The organism is Desulfomonile tiedjei, assembly GCA_016212925.1.
GTDB lineage: Bacteria > Desulfobacterota > Desulfomonilia > Desulfomonilales > Desulfomonilaceae > JACRDF01.
In genome coordinates this window covers 19,812-41,115 of record JACRDF010000003.1, presented here as the reverse complement: position 1 = coordinate 41,115, position 21,304 = coordinate 19,812, and the positions used below count along the sequence as shown (strand labels likewise).

Below are 21,304 nucleotides of genomic sequence, written 5' to 3'. Positions count from 1 at the left end.
GCCCTCCTCATGACCGGAGCCCTGAAGCACGGTCCGCGCCGGCCGGCCTTTCCAACAACTTGCCCTTGTCCAGATGAAGAGTCCTCTGGGCATACTCTGTTGTTTTAGGGTCATGGGTCACCATCACTACGGTACGGCCGAGATCGCGGTTGATCATGCGGAGTAAGGACAAGATTTCCGCGGCAGACACACGATCCAGGTCGCCCGTGGGTTCGTCCGCAACGATGATCTTGGGGTCTGAAACAATCGCTCTGGCGATGGCGACGCGCTGCTCCTGCCCGCCGCTCAATTGATTTGGGAAATGGTCGTGCCGGTCAGCGATACCCACAAGTTCAAGGGCCGCAGAGACCTTTATGTACCGCTCTTTGGCTGAGAGATCATGGAGAAGTAGTGGCAGTTCGATATTCTCGTACGCGGTAAGCACAGGGACGAGATTGTAAAGCTGAAAGATGTAACCGATCATGTCAGCCCGCCAATGGGCAAGCTGCGACCGAGACAGATCCGCGAGGCTGACGCCTGCGACGACAAGCGACCCTGAGGTGGCGGTGTCAATTCCGGCGATAAGATTAAGCAGCGTGGTCTTGCCGCTGCCCGACGGGCCCATCAAAGCAGCGAACGTCCCTTCCTCGATATCCAGGTCGAGTTCCTCCAACGGCGTTATGGTGGTGTTCCCTTTTTTGTACGATCGTGTGAGTTTTCGGCATTCAATATAGGCCATGTATAAGTCCTCTCATTTGGGCCTGAAATTGGCTTAATCCATTTGCACCCTGATGCGGCTGCCGTGAACAAGTTCAACGGGCGTCCGAGTGATTACTAAGTCCCCAGGGTTGAGGCCCTCCTGGACCTCGATCCACCCTGCGGTCCGGGTGTGTCCCAATTTTACGGACCTGGAACCGACGACTCCCCGGCCGTTTTCCAGTTTCTCTACCACCCAAGCCGCCGCGCTCCCTCCTTGGTTGCGGACTGCCCCTTCCGGCGCGAACACCCGCTGCCTCTCTGCCGAATCCGTCGAATCGGTCTTCGCGAGAAACCGCACGCGTGCCAGCATTTCAGGCCGCAGATGGGGATCGGGGTCGGTTAACGCCACTTTCACTTCCAGGGTGTTCTTTTGAATATTGGCCTCGTGCAACACCCGGGTCACTGCGCCGGAAAAGGTGCGATCAGGCAGGACCTCGGCCATGATCTCCGCAGCCTGGCCCACGCCGATCTTTGCAGCCTCAGCCAATGGAACGTCCACTCGAACTTGAAGCTTACCGGGATCGTAGAGGCTTAATATTCGCGCCGATCCCGGATTGTCGGACATGATAACGACTTTGGACCCCGGCTCGGTGAGTCTTCCCATGACCACACCGTCCATGGGCGAACGTATCTCCATGCGCTTCAGCCGCAGTCCGGCCTCCGCAAGAGCAGTCCCGGCCTGTGCCAACAGAGCTTCTTCCTGTGCAACCGCGGCTTGCGCCCGGTCGAGTTTGCGACGTTCTTCAGATCGTAGGACCATGTGATCTTTAGCGGCCTTAAGATCAGCCTCGCATTTGGCTACTGTTTCCTTCACCGCGGCATGCTTCATGCGAGTGGCCCCAAGCTTGGCTTCCTGCGCCAGGAACTGAGAGCGGAAGCGAACCATTTCGGCGTCTGAGATGGAATTCGAGCTATACAGACCCACGCGTCGGTCATGGTCGCTCTTGGCATGAACCAACTGAGCCTCTTCCAAGACAATTTCCGCAGAGAGCTGTTCCAAAGTGGCTTTACTTTCAGCCAGCTGGGCCGTTCCCATCTGGACGGCCTTATGGCGCTCCACCGGATTCTCCCATTCGGTCTGTGCCGCTAAGAGATCGGCACGCGCTGCCGCCAGGGTGGCGTCACGTTCCCGAACTTGGGCTGCCAGCCGTTCCACGGCAAGGCGAGCGTCTTCATCAACCAGCCTTGCCACGACCTGATCCCGTTGCACACGCTCCCCTTCCAGCACCAGAACCTCACGCACAATTCCGTCGGTGAGGGCCGTGACGTATGATTTGTACGGGTCCGCCTCCAGCCAACCAGCCGCCTGAACCGTCACTGTGCCGGTCACGGCGCCTTGCACGCTTTTCGCCACCACGGGCGCGGCCTGAACCAGTGGCGTCGGAAGGACCTCGTGGGACAGGGTGATTCCGAACAGGACGAGAAATCCACCAAAAATCAGAGAGGGGACCAAAACCCGAGTCTTCCAGTTGAAGCGCGGCCTGGGGACTTTCGCCTCCCTGGCGGGTTCTGGCGCTTTTCGTGACAGACTTCTTAAGTCCGCTAACCGGTTCTTTTCCAAAGCCTCACCTGCTGCTTTCCCGATCGATTTTGCAATCATGTGGTGCATCCCGCGGCATCGCGGTTTCCGATAGGAATCGCCTATGCAAATTGCGTACGACAGCGAAGCAATTCGGTACGGGATTCACCGAGGAACGGTCCGGTCACCAAATAGCCGGCTTATACCTGTGGGGGGTGAAAAAGCGCCTTGGAATAGTCGGAACAGGGCAAGGAATGGATCTTCTCGAAAACAGGCGGGAAATCGACGGGTCGGATTGAATAAAGAGCACCAGTGGCCAGGAAAGTCACTGGTTGAAAAGATTTGCAGCAGCCGTTTGCGCAGCATCCGTCCTCGGCCGGACTCTCGGACCGTTGATCGGATTCGTGGTAAGCATCTTCGGGGAATCCCGCGATCTCCACTGCATAGCTGCCACAGCGGCAATTTCGATCATGGTCGCACACGGCATACGGCGAACCGGTCTTCCACCATGGACAAGACAGCGACCTCAGTACGCCATCGGCTTGAGTGAAAACTGTGCAAGCGCAAAACAGAAGAACAATCAGCGTGTAGGAACTCGCCCTCTTCATAATCCATCCTCAAATTCTTTGTACCAAGCTTTACTAAGATTGTCAAGAACCGCCGGGCTGCTCCGGGCACCCCTTAACCTTCCGGGCGAGTTGTGGAGTCTCTGTCGTCGACAGGACCGAAATCCCGCGCTGAGCAAGGAAGCAAATCCAACGCGCCTGGAATTTTCAGTGCGTCCTCAAAAAAAACCCATGAAGCAAAAAAAATTCTTGACACTAGCGGAGAGGGTCGTTTATTCTGTTGCTATTGATTCGCATTAGCGATAAGGAGACCGTGCCACAGCATGAAACCCACCCCCCCGCGAAGAATGACCGAGCAGCGCCGGGTCATTCTAGAAGAATTGGGAAAGCTGACCTGCCACCCTACCGCCGAGGAACTCTATCGGCTGGTGCGGCACAAGCTTCCCACGATCAGCATAGCGACTGTGTATCGCAATCTTGAGATCTTGTCGGATGAAGGTTCGATTTGGAAACTGGACGTTGCCGGCACACAGAGGCGTTTCGATGCCAACACCGCCAACCATTACCACATCAGGTGCGATGCGTGCGGCCGAGTGGACGATGTCCACATGGAGCCCGTTGCAAGCATCGAAGACACGGCCAAGGAATTCAGCGGTTACAAAGTATTGACACACAGAGTCGAGTTCACCGGAATTTGCCCCGATTGTAACGGCAACAATTGATGCCTTTTGTGGGGCGAAATCCATCCCCATCAATTTAATTCAGCCAATTTCGACAGGAGGAAATGAAGAAATGCCAAAAGCGGAAGAATTTCTAAAGGGTGCTTTTGCAGGAGAGTCGCAGGCGAATCGCAAGTACCTCGCGTTCGCGGTCAAGGCGGACAAAGAAGGATATCCTCAAGTTGCTCGACTGTTCCGGGCAGCGGCAGAAGCTGAAACCGTTCACGCGCATAATCACCTGAGAGCACTCAAAGGGATCGGCACCACCGCTCAGAATTTGGAGGCTGCCATTGCCGGTGAAACGTTCGAGTTCAAGCAGATGTACCCCGAGATGATTGAAGCGGCAAAGGCGGAAGGGAACAAGGAGGCGGAGAGATCTTTCAACTACGCCAATGAAGTTGAAAAGGTGCATGCGCAGCTTTACCAAAAGCTTCTGCAAACCCTCAGCTCGTCGCAGGAGACCTATCCGTATTATGTGTGTCCTACCTGTGGCTTCACAGCGGAAGGCAGTGCTCCGGACGTATGCCCTGTCTGCCGGGTCAAAGGCGAGATGTTCAGGAAAATTGATTGACCGGGATTAGTACCGGTTTGCGATCCATCAGGTAAGAAGGCGGCGTGTCTCCTCATCGCCAACGAGCATGCCGCCGGACCATACAAAGTTGGGTTTTAGTTCGGCACATGGTACGACACAAAAAGGGGGTAAATTGATATGGACGCTGTCTGGCTTTCCCGGGTGCAATTTGCGGTAGCGACTTACTTCCATTTTCTCTTCGTGCCTTTGACATTGGGTCTCTCCGTTCTGGTGGCAATAATGGAGACCCAGTATGTCAGGACAGGCACCGAAGAGTACAAGAGAATGGCCAAGTTCTGGGGCAAATTGTTTGTCATCAATTTTGCCCTGGGGGTGGTAACGGGAATAACGCTGGAATTCCAGTTCGGGACCAACTGGTCCAGGTATTCCAAGTACGTGGGGGATATCTTCGGTTCTCTCCTGGCAATAGAAGCCACACTTGCTTTCTTCCTTGAATCAACATTTATCGGAGTATGGATATTCGGGTGGAAGAAGCTTTCCCCGAAAGCCCACGCGGCTTGCATCTGGCTCGTCGCCGCAGCCTCGAACATTTCAGCGTACTGGATTCTGGTGGCCAACTCCTGGATGCAGCACCCCGTAGGGTACGTGATTCGCAACGGAAGAGCAGAACTGGACGATTTCTGGGCTATCGTGACTCAGCCGTACGCTGTCTGGATGTTCCTGCACGTCATCAGCGGGGCCTATATCCTGGCCGGTTTTTTTGTCATGGGGATCAGTGGTTACCACTTGCTCAGAAATCAGGAAGTCTCTCTTTTTAAGCGATCTTTCAGGATCGCGGCTACTTTTGCCGTCATCTTTGCCATTGCGGAAATCGTCATCGGTGACTTCCACGGAAGAGAAATGATGAAAGCCCAGCCCACCAAGGCGGCAGCGGCCGAATCGGTCTGGGAAACGACCAAGGGCGCGCCGATGTATCTGTTCGTCATCCCGGATGAGGCAAACGAGCGCAACAAGGTCGAATTCCTTGGTATACCGAAACTGCTGAGCTGGGTGGCTCTGGGCGACCGGGAAGGAGTTTACAAAGGGCTCAAAGAGTGGCCGAAAGATCAGAGACCTCCCGTAACCGCTACTTTCTGGTCCTTCAGGCTGATGGTTGCGCTCGGTTTCTTCTTGGCTTTGGTAAGCATTATTGCCTGGTTCAAAAGAAACACGCCGGAGAGCAGCCCGGGGCTGCTTCGGCTACTCATTTATTGTATTCCCCTCCCTTACCTGGCGGCCGAACTCGGCTGGACAGTCACTGAGATCGGGCGACAGCCTTGGATAGTTTATGGAATGATGAAAACCACCGACGCGGCTTCCAAAATAGCCGGGTCTCAAGTGGGGCTATCGCTCGCGGCTTTTATTGTTGTCTATACCCTGTTGGGTATAGCCTGTTTCTATCTGGTTTTTAAATACGCTCGGAAGGGTCCTGAACCAATTTCCGCGACCAAAGCTTAGGAAGGGGGGGAAGAAATCATGCTGGAGACAATCTGGTTTTTGCTATGGGGCGTGCTGTGGGCCGTTTATTTCATGCTTGACGGCTTCGATCTCGGGCTGGGGACCCTTGTACCGTTCATATCGAGCAATGATACCGAAAAGCGAATAGCCTATAATGCCATGGGACCTGTGTGGGACGGAAACGAGGTATGGCTGATTACCGCGGGTGGAGTCACCTTTGCAGCGTTTCCCACCACCTATGCCGTAATGTTCAGCGCCTTGTACACTCCTCTGTTGCTGCTGCTGTTTGCCTTGATACTGCGGGCGGTAGCTCTGGAATTCAGGGGCAAGTCAGACAATCCCGCATGGCAGAAGCTGTGGGACGTGTGCCTCTTCCTCGGGAGCTTTTTACCTGCCCTTTTGTTGGGTGTAGCGTTCGCTAACATCTTCCGGGGCATACCTATCGACGCGGAAGGCGATTTCCACGGCAATTTGCTCACGTTGCTCAACCCGTACGGACTTTTGGGGGGCATCCTGTTCGTGCTCCTATTCCTCGTTCACGGCTCGTTGTGGCTGGCGATCAAGGCTGAGGCGCCTCTGGAGGATCGAGCGGGAAAAGCAGCCGGAGGGATCTGGTGGGTCCTGCTGGTTGTGGCCGTGATATTCCTCGGAGCCACCTGGTTTGCCACAAATCTATACGGGAATTACTTGACCTACCCGGTGCTCTTGCTGATACCTTTAATAACTGTAGCAGCACTGCTGGCCACACGCGTATTCATCGCAAAAAGGGCGTGGTGGAAGGCCTGGTTTGCATCCTCTCTAACAATTGTCGGGGCAACGTTATTCGGTGTGGTCGGGTTGTACCCCAATCTTTTTCCGTCCAGCATGAACCCGGCATACAGTCTCACGATTTTCAATTCATCGTCCAGCCCCCTTACCCTGAAAATCATGTTGGGTGTGGCATTAACTTTTGTGCCCATTGTGCTCATCTACCAGATCTGGTGCTACCACTTGTTCAAGGACAAAGTGACGCAGGAGGATTTGTCCGCCGAAGAGGCGTACTGAGTGAAGATGTCTTGTGATTCCGGGAATAGTGTGCCGAATTGTCAACACGCCCTGCGACCCGCGATGGATCAAGATAAAGCAGATCCGTCGCGGGACCCTCGCCCTTTTGACGGCATATGGGTTGCGAGAGGTTTTGTCTCAAGGGAGCCGCATCATTCGTGTCCTTAAAGTAAGCGATGCGGTTCGTTGCGCTCACCACATCCTACCCGGAGTGCGAAAACACTGCTGGGCAAGCCAGCAGTGGCACCCATTAGTCATTCGGACATTAACTTAGAGGATCGGTTCACTATGCCGTTTGCCGTGCAGCAGGCTCCTGCCGATCCAGGGGAAGCCAGACGACAAACGTAGTTCCGCGGTCGTCCGAGCGAACGGAAATCGATCCTTTATGTGCCTCAACAATTTTTTTGGACACGGTCAGCCCTATTCCAGTGCCATAACTCTTCGTGGTGAAGAACGGACTGAACAGCCTCTGGAGGTCCTCTTGTTTGATCATCGGACCGTGATTCCGGATCTTCATTTCAAAATAGCTTGCCGATTCCAGAGCCGCCGTCTCCAGGGCCTTGTCGCTGGGAGTAGAAAGCCCTGTTTCTACGTGTATGGTTCCTCCGGATGGCGAAGCCTCCATGGCATTGGAAACCAGATTGCGTACCACTTGCTCGAACCGGTCAGGGTCCAAAAGAATCTCTCCGATCCCGTCGCGAAGGTTAACATCGAGTTTAAGGCCCTTCTCACCGAGGGCTTCCTCATATAGGTTGAGGACATTTTGAATGATGGCATTGGGATTTGTCATTTGCTGGACGACACTTTCCAGCCTCGTAAAGTCAATTAGGGTGTTGAGTATCTTTTCGAGCCTTTGAATTTCGGAGCTTATGATTCGAACGGCTTCCGCTTGCCCTGCGGCGTTTGTTAGGTTGACCGAATCAAACTGCCTGGCTATTCGCCGCGCGAAGCCTCCTATAATGGTTAGAGGCTGCCTCAGTTCATGGGCCACCTCGGCTGTGTGCTCGGCAATGGCTCTGGCTTTCCCCGATTCAACAATATGCGCGTAAAGCTCGTCGATAATACGGATCTTTTGCATCAACTGTTTCCGGGATTCCTTCAACTGTTCTTCCAACCTTCGCCTCCGAGTGATATCTCGCATCACGCCTTCGTAATGCATTCTGCCTTTCCCGGTACGTTCCAGCTTCTTGCAGCGAATTCGAGCAAATTTCTCCTCTCCGTCTGCGTCCAGTAGCCTTATCTCTTCATCCCATATGGAATCCCGGTCCAGTTGATGGATCGACTCAATTTTTTCTCTCTCTTCAGGCACCACGTGAGAGACGAGAGGAGTTTCGAGCAGCTCCGGGAGAGGTCGTTTCAGGAGTCGCTCCGCCTGAGCGTTAAGGTAGGTAAATCTTCCCTCATTGGAGAGAACAAAAATCACATCCGGAACTTCTTCAACGAGCGTGTGATAGAGTTGCTCCGAATTCCGCAGCATTTCCTCTATCCGCTTCCGCTCATTAATTTCTTGTTTCAGGCTTTCATTCAGTTCAACAAGCTCCGCAGTCCGCTGAACCACACGTGACTCCATGTCTTCATAGGCCTTCCTCAACTCTTCATCTTTCTGCTTGCGTTCGGTAATGTCTCTGACGATGGCCGTGAAGAACATCCCTTGCCGCGTACGCCACGCTGAAATAGATACCTCTACCGGAAATTCCGTGCCGTCCTTCTTGCGACCGAACACCTCACGGACTCGTTTGTGGTAATACAAGCTGCCTGCTGAAATCGCTCTTTGCATCGCGTGTTCATGCAATATCTGGAGCCGCTCGGGCATTAGGACGGTTACAGGTCGATGCACGACCTCTTCGGCTGAATAGCCAAAGGTGCTGGTAGCAGCCGAATTCCACATGATGATGTTACCGAGGCTGTCAGCACCGATAATGGGATCGTTAGCGGTTTCCACGACCGAGAGAAGTCGTTCGTGACTTTCCAGCAAAGCCTTCTCGGCCTCGGCGGCCTGGTCAATCCCCGATGCAAATCCTCTGTTGGGCTGCTCCGGGCTGGGATTTCCTTCCCCAAGACTTTCCGAGGGTTGATTGTGGAAAGGCGGCCCCTCATGCTGCCGCAACTGGTCCGGACCGTGGCTCTCAGACGCGGAGATTTCATTCTTAAGAAAACGTTTCGGTGGGTCCGCTGTTTGAGTGCAAGGTTTGGGTTCCATCTCTTCTTGGGCTTCCATGTGAGGGGCTCCGGCGTGGGGCGATTCCGAGTTGCGATGACCTCGGACCACGTGTAAATCCATTTTTTTAAGAATAAGTCAGCCCCGGAACCAAGTCAAAAGGGCCACCGTCAGCCCCTGCACCAACACCGGGCAATCTTACCGACATCTAACCCCAAAGATTTCTTTGCTGTGGTCCGGAATATAGCTACAATGGCTAGCCGACCCGGCAGATAAATCATAAGTGAGACAACAATGCTGATTAAAGACTTATTCAACGAAATCTTAAGAAGGCTCGAATGGTCAAAGGATAGAGGCCTTGAGCCCTCGGCAACACAAAGCCTTCACGGATTCGTGGTCAAAATACCGGTGGAAAAATCCGTAGCTTACGTCGTAAAGATTGACGAGGTGACCGGCAAGGGAGCGCTTATACGTTCATATTTCCCCGATGGGGAGCCACACCACTGCATAGGTATGGAAGGAACCAGCCCTGAAGAAGCCGCATCCCTCATCAACGCCGCCGCTTTGCTCGTTTATGGGCGACTGATCACCCGCAAGGAACAGGAAAGAGGGCCACAATAAGGGCTCCCTCCATACGCGCCAAAATCGAACAATGAAATTCATTTGTTACGGACGATCCGGAGCCGCAAAGGGTACAGGTGCAGGAAGGCCGAGATTTTCACCGGACTTCTCTGAATTCCGTGACGACGGCGTCCGAGTCTTCAAGGATCGCGCGTGGTCAGGGACGTTCCAATACTCGTACTTGGCTCGTGCTGTGGCTGAAGGCGACTTCTGGATGCGAGGATCGAGGGTCTCGCTCATGTACGATCCCGATGTGTTCGGCAGGACATCAGGCGAGATGGTGAAGATCCTGCCGCTGGAGAAGTGAAAGGCCGGTGCCGGCATTAAAGGGAGGGATGCCGTGTCCACAAAACACGCGCGCATTTTGGCAGTGATCAAAGGAGTGGCGTCCGGGCCACCCAGCCAAAAACTGACAGGCGGGACGCCTGTCCCACCAATAGAGCAAATTGCTTCGGGCTGCGCTCTGGCAATGACACGTTCATGGTATTCTCCCTGATTATGTTCAGCTCGGAGCATAATCTGTTTACAAAAAGGTTTTCCCCGGAATTGTGGTCTCATATCCTGCTCCTGTAGGGGCGACCTGCGGTCGCCCCAATGCGGGCGCACGCCATGCGCCCCTACAGGAGATGCAGGTCCGAGATGATGACAAGGTTATCAGTCTCTTCTTTGCCAAGTGCATAACTGAGTCTTCAAGAGAGGTCCTCCCCGCAATTTTCCTTTTCCCTGCATCACTCCACAAAGAAAGTTGCTTTTGCGGCGGTCCGGTCCGGCGTGACAGCGAGAAGTTCATGCCGGCCGCGGCTCGCGTCCCAGAAGAACTCGTACGGCGGGCCTGTCCTGGCCAGTTCCGTCCCGTTCAGATACCAGACCACGTGCTCGACCACTTTCTCAGGCAAGGCCCTGAACACGATCCGGGTGGGACGATGCCGCGAGAAGATGAAACGGTCCCGGTTGTGCGGGCTGACGATTTCAATCCTGGAAGCATGAGATCCGGGACTTGGTCGTCTGGAGCCTTCACGGCCACTGATCCCTCCATCACTGGACGGCATCGCGGCCTCGGGCTTCATGAGCCTAAATCGGCTCACTCCATGCCGCGCCTCACGGCGGTGGAGCCACTTGGCATAGCCGGCCCCTAGAAGATGGTGTTCGCCTTCATGCGGCAGGTCGCACATGGCAAGCTGGTGCTTGCCGGTTACGAGATCCGTGGTTGCGTAGCGGCATCGGGGGGAAGCTCGCCTTCCGGACATGGAGCAGACCGTCTCCTCTCGTACGGTCGCGGGCCTGGCGAAGACCTCAGGAGGATTCGTGGCGTACAGAAGTCGGACCACGTCCGACAGTATCGGGCCGCAAACCCCCGCGCCCATCCTGCCCGGACTTGGGCGGCCGTCGAAGTTCCCAGCCCATATGCCGATCACGTGCCGGGAGGTGTAACCAATAATCCACGCATCTCTATAGTTGCTGCTGGTGCCGGTTTTCACCGCGACAGGGAACCCGAAGTCAAAGTATCCAGGGTTTCCGAAACTCAGCAGTCGAGCCGACGGATCAGCGAGAATGTGGGTAATGACGTAAGAAACTTCGCGAGACAACACGCGCGAAGTGGACTCTGCGGGCCCGGGAGCCACGCGCAACGGCCGGAATTCACCCCCATTAGCGAGAGTCAGGTACGCCTGGACCAGACGGTACAGGCTGACCTCCACATTGCCCACCGCCAAACCCAGGCCGTAGTGCTCAGGCGGCGCGGAGTTCGGCGTGACAACTTCCACGCGATCCAACAGGCGATAGAAATCCTCGAGACCTACCCATCGAGCCACCTTCACCGTGGAGACGTTGAGCGAGTTGCCAAGCGCAGACCGCACATTCACCGGCCCGTACTCCCGACGATCCGCGTTCATGGGCATGTAGTCGCCGTGGGGGGTCTGATAGACACGGTCGGTGTCCGAGATCTCCGAGGTGCTTCCGTAGCCTTTTTCGAGCGCCAGAGCGTACAGGAACGGCTTCAGCGTGGAACCGGCAGAGCGCTGAGCAAGCGCACCGTTGTTGAAGCCCTGATCGCGCTCGCTGTACCCGAACGACCCCGCCAGAGCCAGCACCTCCGAGTTCCGACACGAGGCAACGAGTGCGGCCGCCTGATTGATTCCCAGCCTTCGGAGACGGTCCCGATGGGATTTGAGGACCTGATCGAGGCCTTGCTGTAAGGTCGCGTCGAGAGTCGTCTTGACCGTGGGGCCCGTCTCTCCGCTGGTGGCCAACGCCAGATCCACAAAGTGGGGCGCTTGAATCGGGATCGGTCGGTTCTTGAACACCACAGTGGACCCGAGACTTACTTTCATCTGATCATCACTGATCCATCCCAGTGCGGCCATGCGTTTCAGAATGCGATCCTTGTCACCCAGGACCAGCTTGCGACCTGCGGGCCGCCGCGGGTCCAGCCGGGAGGGCGATCGCGGCAGTGCGGCAAGGACAGCCGCTTCAGCCACGGTGATGTTCTCCACGTCCTTGCCGAAATAGGTCCGGGCCGCAAGCCCTGCCCCACGAATGTTTCCACCCATGGGCGACAGGTTGAGGTGCAATTCGAGGATTTGTTCTTTGGTGAGCTGCCACTCCATCTTTACACTGGCCAGCAGCTCCACGATCTTGGCGCTGTATGTTCTTGGGCGAGGCCGAATCAGCCGTACCACCTGCTGGGTTATGGTGGAAGCACCCGAAATCGTCTTTCTGTGTTGAAGGTTGATATACAGAGCGCGAACGATTGCGATGGGATCGAAACCCGCGTGGTAACGGAAGCGCTGATCTTCGGCCGCAATGACCGCGGCCTTGAGATGGGCCGGAAAGGCACTCCCGTCACACCACAGGCCCATCCGCCCTTTCCCATCGGGAAACAGTCTTAGAATGGAGCCGTTGCGATCCAGGATCGCGGTTCCGAAGCGGTTCCGCTGCTCTTTGACCGCATTTCGATAGTCGGGAAGGGTCTGGTAAATCACCAGCGCCGCCACCGCAGCAATCCCTGCGCACGCAACGACGGCGAGCCAGCGGGCAAAGGTACGGTCTCTATGGGGTTCCATGACCCAATATATTACCAGAATTGAGCCTGTCTGTGGAACGAAGAGCAGAAATGGCCCCAAAACCTTGCGCGGTTTTGCAGCCGGTCCAACCTATTTCTTCTCAGTGGGATACCCGGCCTTTTCCCACGCCACCCAGCCACCTTTGAGAGCGAAGACCGCGGGGTAACCCTTCTTAGCGAATCCCTGTGCCACACGGGCACTCGTGCCTTCGCTGGGTCAAGCGCAGTAGAAGACAAGGGTTTTGTCCTTTGGATACTTGGAAAACCACTCACTGATCAGCTTGGGGTCTTCTCGAATTGCGCCTTTGATCTTGATATCGCTCTTTTCCCAGTCCTCGCCCCGGCGGACGTCCACGACCACCAGATCGGGGCTCCCGAGCATGGCCTTGAGTTCTTCCAGTTCAATGCGATCCGCTCCCTCCCCTTCGGCCGCCGTGGCCGTGATGACAGCGGCCAAGCACATTGCATTCAAAACCGCCACAACCAGCATCATTCTTTTCAGGCTCATTATTGTGACTCCTTTCTTTCGGCACGCCAATTCAGGTGGACAGTACCACCAGTAGGCAGCATCAATTCCGCTCCACGGACATCCGTGGTTTGTTGAGCATACCGCGGCCTTACCCTCGGAATCAAACCCAATTACTCGTGATACCGCTGAGCCTTCAAAGAAGTGACTTTACAATGGCCGGCAGGGACCCCGGATCGCGGTCCAGGGCAGGCTCTGGCCGCTACCTTGGTACAGTAGCGGCCGGACCGGGCAGGTTTCCCGGACATAGGATTCCACGCAGAATATAGACGGCCATTTCAAAAAGGTCGCAGGGACCATCAATCATACTTGTCGAGTCTGATCCATTCGGACGCGGGTTCGTAGATACCTTTCTCCGGGTTGGCGGACCACACTTTAGCCACGGGAAACCTATTGTTACGGACAGTCCAAGGTGCGGAAAGGCCTCCGGAATCGAAATTCTTGATGGTCTGCAAGGCTTTTGCCACGCCTTCACGGTTCAACTCTCCGGCTTTGTCCGCGCGTCGCATACACTCGGCGGCGATGAGTACGGACATAAAGCCGCGCGTGTAATTAAGGTCCCTGAACTTCACGTCCGGGTAGTTTTTCGCCGTGTAGTCCTTGATCTTTTTGATCGTGGGCACGTCATCGTCCCACCACCACATGTAAGGGCTGATGCCGTAGTAACCCTCGGCCAAGGGACCGAGCTTGTCCAGGATCCACTTGGATGACCCATAGAATGTGCCCATGAATTTGCATTTCATGCCCAGGTCCCTACAAGCCTTAATCACTTGAGGCACTGGTTCGTACAGGAATCCCTGGAAAATCACATAATCGGGATCGGTTTTTTTCAAATCGCCGATCTGTGCGGACAGATCCTTCGAGCCCGGCGGAACCACCCCTTCCGACACCAGCTTGAGTCGCAGCCTGCCGCACATAAGCCGGCCGAACTTGATGGGGTCCTTCCCGAATTCGGTGTCGCTGTAGAAAAAAGCGACCTTCGCTCCCGGCTTTTCTTTGGCAATATACTTCAGAAGTATTCCGAATTGGTCACCGTAGGTGGGACCGGTAACGAACGAATAAGGATTCATGGCCGTGTCGGCAAGCTCGCTGGAAGAGCCCGCGGTGCCGAAGAGCATCTTGTAGGTGTTCTTCATCTCCGGAGCGATCGTTTTGGCCTGTTCGGTGCTTTCACCGAAAAATACCATGGGATTGTCGTTGGCCATGATCTTCCGAAACGCGGCCATCGCCACGTCAATCTTGTACTGGCCGTCCTCAATCACATATTTGAGCTTCTTGCCGTTGATTCCCCCCTCGTCGTTAATGATGGCCACGCAATCCTTTTGCGCGGCTGCGCCCTGTACGCCCGCGGGGCCGTAGGGTCCGGTCAAGGGCAGCACCGACGCGATTGTTAAATCTTCCTCCGCGGATACCACTGTGGCCGGAGGAAGCAACAAAAGCGTCGCAAGGATTAAAAGAATCACAGTTCGCGTCTTGTACATGATACCCCCCCATGTGATGACGGCAGGATTTGGCAGAATCCGTGCCAATAGAGGTTGTTAAAGCCCCAGGTAAGTTTTACGAATGACTTCATCCTGGAGCAAGTCGGCTCCAGATCCTTCGGCGATGATTTTTCCCGATGATAGCACATAGTTGCGGGAAGCCATCTTAAAGACTGTGCTCACCTCCTGTTCCACCAAGAGCACGGTTATTCCCAGCTTGCAGATCTCTTCAATTTTCTTAAAGACCTCTGCTCGCATAATGGGCGCCAGTCCGGTGGAAGGTTCATCGATGCACAGAAGCTTAGGATGAAACATCAAAGCGCGGCCTATGGCCAGCATTTGCTGTTCCCCGCCGGATAAGGTACCGGCGACTTGACCCGCGCGGCCATGAAGAATGGGAAATAACTCATAGACTTTTTCCAGATTGCTCCGAATCTCAGCCTTATCCTTCACCAGATAGCCGCCGGCCATGAGATTCTCCAGCACGGTCATTTCCCTGAACGGTCTGCGTCTTTCAGGGCAATGGATCAGACCTTTCTTCACAATCTCATGTGCAGGAAGGGTGTCTATTCGCTCGCCATCGAAAGCCACCTCACCTTTCAGGGTGACTTCCCCTCCCACGGTGCCTCGAAGGCTCTCCTTTTCCCATGCCACCAGTCCGGTCATGGCCCTGAGGACAGTGGTTTTCCCGGCGCCATTGGGACCGACAAGGCTAACGAGTTCGCCCTGAGCCACATTCATGGAGAGATCGTTGATAATCATTGCTCTGTCATAAATGACAGTCAGATTGGTAATTGTGAGGAGCACCTCAAATGCCTCCTTCCCCGAAATACGCTTCTATTACTTCCCGGTTCCGCACAACCTCTTCCGGCTTCCCATCGGCAATGACGGTGCCGAAACTGAGTACCACAATGCGGTCCACGATCTTCATGAGTTGCTGCAGTTTGTGTTCCACAATGATCATCGCCGGGCCTTCACTATGGAGCCGGCCGAACCGTCCCCCTTTGTGAAGCCTCTTGATGGATTTTGCCATGAGGTCCGTTTCTGCCGGACTGAGGCCGCCGAACGGTTCATCCAGGAGGAGCAGTTCAGGTTCGGTAGCTATTGCCCGTGCAACTTCCAGGCGCTTCAGATCTCCCTGGGAGAGTGTGGAAGCCTTTTCAAGCGCCATGTCAGAGATGCCTGCAAATTCCAGGGCATCCATCGCCTTGGATTCGATCCTCTTCACCCATTCACCCTTTTTCATGGCGCGCGGGCACAAACACGAAACCATCACATTCGCAATGATCGGTAATCGTCTAAACGGCCTCATGTTCTGAAACGTAGAGGCAATCCCCATGTTTACAATGTCCCATGTCTTACGACCCCCGATATCCGTGCCCTTGTAACGGATGTTTCCCGAATCGGGTCTAAGAATGCCCATGATTAACCGCAGCAAGGTGGTCTTGCCCGCTCCGTTAGGACCGATGAGACCAACAACCTCGTCGCGGTTCATGACGAAGTCGACACTGTTGGTTGCCAAAAGCCCACCGAAGTTCTTATTGAGTTTTCTGATTTCGAGCAGGGACTCGGCCATATCAGCTCTCCTCGGCTTCTTCTCGGAGTTCTCGGCGAGATACCTTGCCCACGTCCGTCTTGGGCAGCTCACCTCTAAATTCAATGATTTTGGGGACCTTGTAATGAGCCAGGTTTTCCTTGCAGTAGGCGATGACCTCTTCCTCTGAAACCTTGCCTCTGGCCTCTGACTGCAACACGACGTACGCTTTTATTATTGCCCCCACTTTCGGGTCCGGCACCCCGACGACTCCTGCAGCCTTGATTTGTGGATGATGGTACAAAACTTCTTCCACATGCCGTGCAAACACCGCATAACCTTTGTGCTTGATCAAATCACGTTTTCTATCAAAGAAATGGAAGTACCCCTCTTCATCCATGCTTGCCAAGTCGCCTGTTCTGAGCCACTTTTTGCCATCGATTTCTATTAAGGAATCTGCGGTCTCTTCGGGCCGATTCCAATATCCTTGCATGATATTCGGCCCATTAACGATGAGTTCGCCGACTTCACCGACGGGCATAAAGTCAAGGCCGTCATGATCGATGATCGCAGCAGTAACATTTGGAATGGGTACGCCAAAAGAGCCGGCTTTGACTCTGTGCAGAGGATTCCCATGGCTGAGCGCGGTCGTTTCGGTCATGCCGTACCCTTCCGTGATCTTGCTGCCAGTCCTGCGTTCCCAATCCTTCATAGTAGATGCATGAAGGGTATCAGCCCCGCATCCGATCATCTTAATTCTTTTCCAATCCACTCGGTCGGTCTTCTCGTATTCTTTGAGATACTCGAACATCGTGGGCACAGAGAAGAAGATCGACGCCTTGTACATTTCAGTTGACTGAAGGATGTCGTCCAAATCGGGAGTGGTAAGCAAGACAAGGCTCGCGCCTCTGACGAGCGAAGACAGCATGATAACTACTTGCCCATAAATGTGAAAAAAAGGCAGAAAAGCTATGATCACATCATCGCCGACAGTCAACACATCCTGCCAGAATGCCTGGGCCTGAGCCTGCAATGCCACCATATTCCTGTGGGTCAAAACTGCCGCTTTGGGAAGCCCGGTTGTGCCACCCGTATATGGGAGCGCAGCCACGTCCTTGTCGGGATCGATTTCTATCTTGGGAGGTTGGGCCGGGTATTTCTTGATGAGATCCTGAAACTCATACAGTCCTTCCTGATTCTTGGCAATCGGAACCTGCTTGTGTTTGTATGCCTTTCCGATTGCGCTCTTCCCGAGCAGCTTCTTCATCCAGGGCAGGTATTCACTTATGTTAGTCAGGATCAAATTCTTTATTCTCACGCCGCTTTTTTCTATGTTCTCGTACAAAATATCCTGACAGACAACGGTATTTGCACCGCTGTCCATCAGCTGATGTCTGACTTCCTGGCTTGTGTACACCGGACTTATCGGCGTTACCACCGCGCCCAGTTTGAGAGCGGCGAAATACGCGATTATGTACTGGGGACAGTTCAAAAGATGGAGAGCGACGGTTTCCCCTTTTTTAACTCCCAAATCTGCCAGCGCGGTGGCAAACTTATCCACAAGCTGTCGCAACTCTCCGTACGTAATCTTCTTGCCGTAGAATATGAGGGCGTCTTTCCCGGAATAGGTTTCCGAGGCATCGTCAAAGAGTACCGGGACGGATTTTTCCGGGACCTCCACCGTAGCGGGCACCCCTTTGGGGTAATGGTTAAGCCAGGGTTTGGACATGTAGGTTTCTTTTGCATCCATCAGTTTCTACTCCACGCAAATAGTCTTTGTCAGGACAGAGTCCCATTAATCCAGAGAAGCGGCGCATATTCTGCAGGTTTTGCGAGTGGCAATGCTTCTCACCTTGCACCTCGGACATTCTTTTTCGATCTTGTCTCGAATCCAGGGAATGAGCCCTTGCGGCATGAAAATCAGGGTCAGCAGAACCAGTATGGCGAATATCAACATACGGTACTTGGGAAATGCTCTCAGGACTTCCGCCAGCGGAAACAGGATGAATACGCCGGCCACAGGGCCATAAATGGAAGCGATACCGCCGAAGATAGACCAGATAATCACCTGGAAAGAGAGCGAAACTTCCAAGGTGGAGGGGCCGACGGTCCGCATGATGTGAGCATATAACCCTCCGGCGATTCCTGCGAAAAAACCGCTCAGGCAGAAGGCCAGAAGCTTATAGCGAGTCGTGTTGATGCCGCCCGCTCTGACCGCAAGCTCATCCTCACGGATAGCATGAAATAATATCCCTGTATTGGAATCGGTGATCTTCCACATGATGGAAGTCAACACGAGCATCGAGATCACGGAGGCGTAGTAAACATGAATTCGCGAGCGGGCCAGGGTCTCCAACCCCATAACCCCCAACTCGCCCCCTGTCACATCCGGAAAAGAAAATACCAAGCCCATGAGAATGATGGGAAAAGCCAGCGTGGTCAGGGCCAGATAAGTGCCCCTCAGCCTGAGACACGGAATCCCCACGATTAAACCGGTCAGAACTCCGGCAAAGGCACCTACCGGAATGCTCAGAAAATAAGGCACCTTGAAGTGCACATTTATGAGGCCGCTCGTGTAAGCAGCCACTCCAAAAAACAGCGCATGCCCGAAATTCATCTGGCCGGTGAAGCCCGACAGCAGGTCCCAACTGGCAGCGAAAATCGCGAAAACGCTGGTGAAAATCAGGACCCGGAGCAGGTAAGGATCCTGGGTGAAAACAGGCAGAACAAGCAGCGCTACCACAAACACCAGGACGGCCACTCGACTCGGAAGCACCAACACCTCACTCCTGAATAAAGTGAAGGCTTTTCTAATATGAAACCAGATGATTCCCATGCTATCTCTCTTCCTCAAACACCACGCCGAATAAACCTTCCGGGCGGATTAATAAAGCTAGAATCATGATGGAGAGGGCTACCGTGACTTTGAGGAACGCCCCCATGGGAAGGGCAAAGACCACCAATGCCTCGGTAAAACCAAGAATGTAGCTCGCAATGAAACTCCCTTTGATGCTGCCCAGCCCTCCGAGAACCACGATGGCCAGCATCATGATCAGCGGTTCCATCCACATGTGCGGATCAATGACGCGAAGCGGAGCTACGATGACGCCGGCTACCGCGGCCATAGCCACTGAAATACCCAGCGCCATCATGATCTCCCTGTTAACGTTTATGCCCATCAGATTGGCCACCTCCCGGTCCTGGGCGGTACATCTGATTCCAAGGCCAATCCTGGTCTTTAGCAAAAGGGCCCAAGTTCCCACCAAGGCGAGCACAGACACTCCCAGGGCCAGCAGGTGCTGCTTTGCCACTTTGACCCCTGCCAGGAATAGGTATCCTGTTGCCGCGGGAGGTACGCCAAGGTAATGGCCTCCAAAACCGATCAAAAAGATCTCCTGGATAGCCATTGCCAAAGCGATTGTGGCTATTAGCACAGCGCCTTCGTGCTCACGAATTGGCTTGATGACCAACTGGTAGCAAATGAGCCCCAACATAGTGGTTATGACGATTGCGAGCAAAGCGGCTAAGGGAGCCGACATCCCCCAATAATCAAGACCGATGAGGATGAAGTATGCTGCGGTCATGTATAGTGCGGTGTGCGCGATGTTGACAAGACGCGCCACCCCGAAGATCAGCGAAAAACCTATGGCCAACAGAGCATATATGCTGCCGTTGATCAGCCCATTAATGATGATCTCCTGGATCATAAATAGACTCCACGGATCGACTCAAAAAAAGCACATTGAGACGGATCTGATTATGAAAATTGAAACTCAGGCCGTTGTGCCGATTCCGCAGCCCAGGCCTTCCAACTGAACCTTCGGGGCAAGGCGGCCTCACTTCTTTTTCTTATAGTGTTCCACCATCACCGGCGGGACCTTATATTCCACAGTACCTTCGTACTTGACTCCCTGCCATCCGTTGGGCCATACGCACAAGTTTTTCCCATCCTGCCATTGGGTCCCTATCGCGGTCACGAAACCCGGTCCCCACGTGACGTCGTGATCCTTGGTGAATACCAATTTTCCCGCAGTCTCAGTGACCTCGGTCTTCTCCAACACCGGCACCAGCTTGTCCGCTTCCAGGGTCTCGGCCTTCTCTACTGCAGTCTTCAGAAGGTAAAGGCCATCGTAAGTCCCGGCATTATAATTCGGAGCTTCTTTGTACCTCTCAAGATATTTGTCGAAAAATGGGATTGTCTTGTCGGTGATCTTTACGCGTGCATAAGTGTTCACGGTGAGACCGTAGTCCCCTTTTCCGCCTGTAGCTTTCCAGAAGCCGTCCTTTTGAGATTCAACGTTAATTCCCGCGACCGCCGCAGGGATCTTAAGCTCCCCTGCCTGCTTGGCAAGCGGAATGCCCACTGAGGACGAGAAGGTGGTGAAAATGATATGCGCGCCGGCACGCTGAATCGCTGAAAGCTCCGCCGTAGTGTCCGTAGCAGTGGGGGAAGGGCGCCAGACGCCAACAACCTCCATGCCCATCTGGGGGAGTTTGCCCTCTGCGATCTTCACCATCGGGTCTGCCCAGGCAGCTTTTTCGGCAACAATGGCAACTTTAAGCTTCGGGATGTCCAACTCCTTGGTAATGGCTTTAGCCACCATGTCAAGAAGAATGAAGTCCACCGCAACAAGGTGTTTGGAATTAATAGGGGTAATTCGGAACCAGTATTTGTACCGGTCATAATCCTTTGTCACCCGTTCGCAGAGTTCGGGATGGGCTGCGCCGCATCCCAAAAAGATCTTCTTATTGTCCATGGCGATGTCCTGCATCACCAGCACAGCCTCGGTTCGAAAACCGCCCATCACAAAGTCTGCTTTATGCTTGCTGATGGCCAGTTCCATGGCATTGGTGGCGTCAGGAATACTCAAGAACTCATTAGAGTCCACCTTAATGAGTTCAATGGTGCGTTTGGTTCCTTTTACAGAGATTCCGCCGGCCTTATTGATTTCTTCGGCAGCCATGGTGGCCCCGTTCCAGTGCCCCTCTCCCTGGGTAAACTGCATTGGTCCGACGATCGCGATCTTGATAGGGTCCGCTGCCCAGGCGTGAAAACCCGAACATAATACCAGCGTGAGGAACAATAAGACAACACCAAAAACACTCGACCTTTTCATGTGACGCTCTCCTTTCTCGGGGAAAATACAGTTGGTTGGACGTTCCACTTTTGCCGTTAGGAATTGATCGTCTGACCCCGTTTCATCCGAGGCCTTGTCGGTGCGTGAGTAGCCGGCTTACCGGCGGTTTGTTCATTGCAAGAACCGCTACGCCGTCTCTCAGATCTACGTTGATGGTCTTATAATCACTC

The 21,304-nt window shown here is 54.2% G+C and carries 18 protein-coding genes; 6 read left to right on the top strand and 12 right to left on the bottom strand.

Annotated elements, in window-relative coordinates:
• Positions 1-7: 7 nt before the first annotated feature.
• Complete coding sequence (locus HY913_00800) at positions 8-718, bottom strand: ABC transporter ATP-binding protein (GenBank protein MBI4961790.1); 711 nt, start codon at positions 716-718, stop codon at positions 8-10.
• A gap of 33 nt (positions 719-751) precedes the next feature.
• Positions 752-2,338, bottom strand: coding sequence for an efflux RND transporter periplasmic adaptor subunit (locus HY913_00795; GenBank protein MBI4961789.1), 1,587 nt, complete (start codon positions 2,336-2,338; stop codon positions 752-754).
• An 808-nt stretch (positions 2,339-3,146) separates the two neighbouring features.
• Here HY913_00795 and HY913_00790 point away from each other — a divergent pair.
• The 4 genes from HY913_00790 to cydB all read left to right on the top strand — a co-directional run bounded on the left by HY913_00790 (position 3,147) and on the right by cydB (position 6,615).
• Positions 3,147-3,545 (top strand): transcriptional repressor, encoded by a 399-nt coding sequence (locus HY913_00790; protein MBI4961788.1) that lies wholly within the window; start codon positions 3,147-3,149, stop codon positions 3,543-3,545.
• Positions 3,546-3,615: 70 nt separating this feature from the next.
• On the top strand, positions 3,616-4,113 hold the full coding sequence (locus tag HY913_00785) for a rubrerythrin family protein (GenBank protein MBI4961787.1): 498 nt from the start codon (positions 3,616-3,618) through the stop codon (positions 4,111-4,113).
• Positions 4,114-4,251: 138 nt separating this feature from the next.
• The gene (locus HY913_00780) at positions 4,252-5,571 is read left to right on the top strand and encodes a cytochrome ubiquinol oxidase subunit I (protein MBI4961786.1); all 1,320 of its coding nucleotides are present in this window, start codon (positions 4,252-4,254) and stop codon (positions 5,569-5,571) included.
• Between the two features lie 18 nt (positions 5,572-5,589).
• Entirely contained in the window at positions 5,590-6,615 is a 1,026-nt protein-coding gene (gene cydB, locus HY913_00775; protein MBI4961785.1) for a cytochrome d ubiquinol oxidase subunit II, read from the top strand.
• A gap of 286 nt (positions 6,616-6,901) precedes the next feature.
• Here cydB and HY913_00770 read toward each other — a convergent pair whose 3' ends face one another.
• On the bottom strand, positions 6,902-8,833 hold the full coding sequence (locus HY913_00770; protein MBI4961784.1) for a PAS domain S-box protein: 1,932 nt from the start codon (positions 8,831-8,833) through the stop codon (positions 6,902-6,904).
• 234 nt (positions 8,834-9,067) lie between these two features.
• On the opposite strand from HY913_00770, the gene HY913_00765 reads away from it, so the two are divergent.
• On the top strand, positions 9,068-9,394 hold the full coding sequence (locus tag HY913_00765; GenBank protein MBI4961783.1) for a hypothetical protein: 327 nt from the start codon (positions 9,068-9,070) through the stop codon (positions 9,392-9,394).
• Between the two features lie 31 nt (positions 9,395-9,425).
• A complete protein-coding gene (locus HY913_00760) occupies positions 9,426-9,701 on the top strand; it encodes a hypothetical protein (protein ID MBI4961782.1) in 276 nt (91 codons plus the stop codon).
• Positions 9,702-10,122: 421 nt separating this feature from the next.
• Here the strand turns inward: HY913_00760 and pbpC are convergent, their stop codons facing one another.
• From pbpC to HY913_00715, 9 genes are all read right to left on the bottom strand, one after another.
• Complete coding sequence (pbpC, locus tag HY913_00755; protein ID MBI4961781.1) at positions 10,123-12,456, bottom strand: penicillin-binding protein 1C; 2,334 nt, start codon at positions 12,454-12,456, stop codon at positions 10,123-10,125.
• Between the two features lie 216 nt (positions 12,457-12,672).
• Positions 12,673-12,963 (bottom strand): hypothetical protein, encoded by a 291-nt coding sequence (locus HY913_00750; GenBank protein ID MBI4961780.1) that lies wholly within the window; start codon positions 12,961-12,963, stop codon positions 12,673-12,675.
• A 317-nt stretch (positions 12,964-13,280) separates the two neighbouring features.
• Positions 13,281-14,462 (bottom strand): ABC transporter substrate-binding protein, encoded by a 1,182-nt coding sequence (locus HY913_00745; GenBank protein ID MBI4961779.1) that lies wholly within the window; start codon positions 14,460-14,462, stop codon positions 13,281-13,283.
• A gap of 57 nt (positions 14,463-14,519) precedes the next feature.
• Entirely contained in the window at positions 14,520-15,224 is a 705-nt protein-coding gene (locus HY913_00740; GenBank protein ID MBI4961778.1) for an ABC transporter ATP-binding protein, read from the bottom strand.
• 46 nt (positions 15,225-15,270) lie between these two features.
• Positions 15,271-16,038, bottom strand: coding sequence for an ABC transporter ATP-binding protein (locus HY913_00735; GenBank protein ID MBI4961777.1), 768 nt, complete (start codon positions 16,036-16,038; stop codon positions 15,271-15,273).
• A 1-nt stretch (position 16,039) separates the two neighbouring features.
• Positions 16,040-17,746, bottom strand: coding sequence for a long-chain fatty acid--CoA ligase (locus HY913_00730; protein ID MBI4961776.1), 1,707 nt, complete (start codon positions 17,744-17,746; stop codon positions 16,040-16,042).
• Between the two features lie 45 nt (positions 17,747-17,791).
• Positions 17,792-18,832, bottom strand: coding sequence for a branched-chain amino acid ABC transporter permease (locus HY913_00725; protein MBI4961775.1), 1,041 nt, complete (start codon positions 18,830-18,832; stop codon positions 17,792-17,794).
• Position 18,833: 1 nt separating this feature from the next.
• Entirely contained in the window at positions 18,834-19,703 is an 870-nt protein-coding gene (locus tag HY913_00720; protein ID MBI4961774.1) for a branched-chain amino acid ABC transporter permease, read from the bottom strand.
• A 129-nt stretch (positions 19,704-19,832) separates the two neighbouring features.
• Complete coding sequence (locus HY913_00715; protein ID MBI4961773.1) at positions 19,833-21,113, bottom strand: ABC transporter substrate-binding protein; 1,281 nt, start codon at positions 21,111-21,113, stop codon at positions 19,833-19,835.
• Between the last annotated feature and the right edge of the window lie 191 nt (positions 21,114-21,304).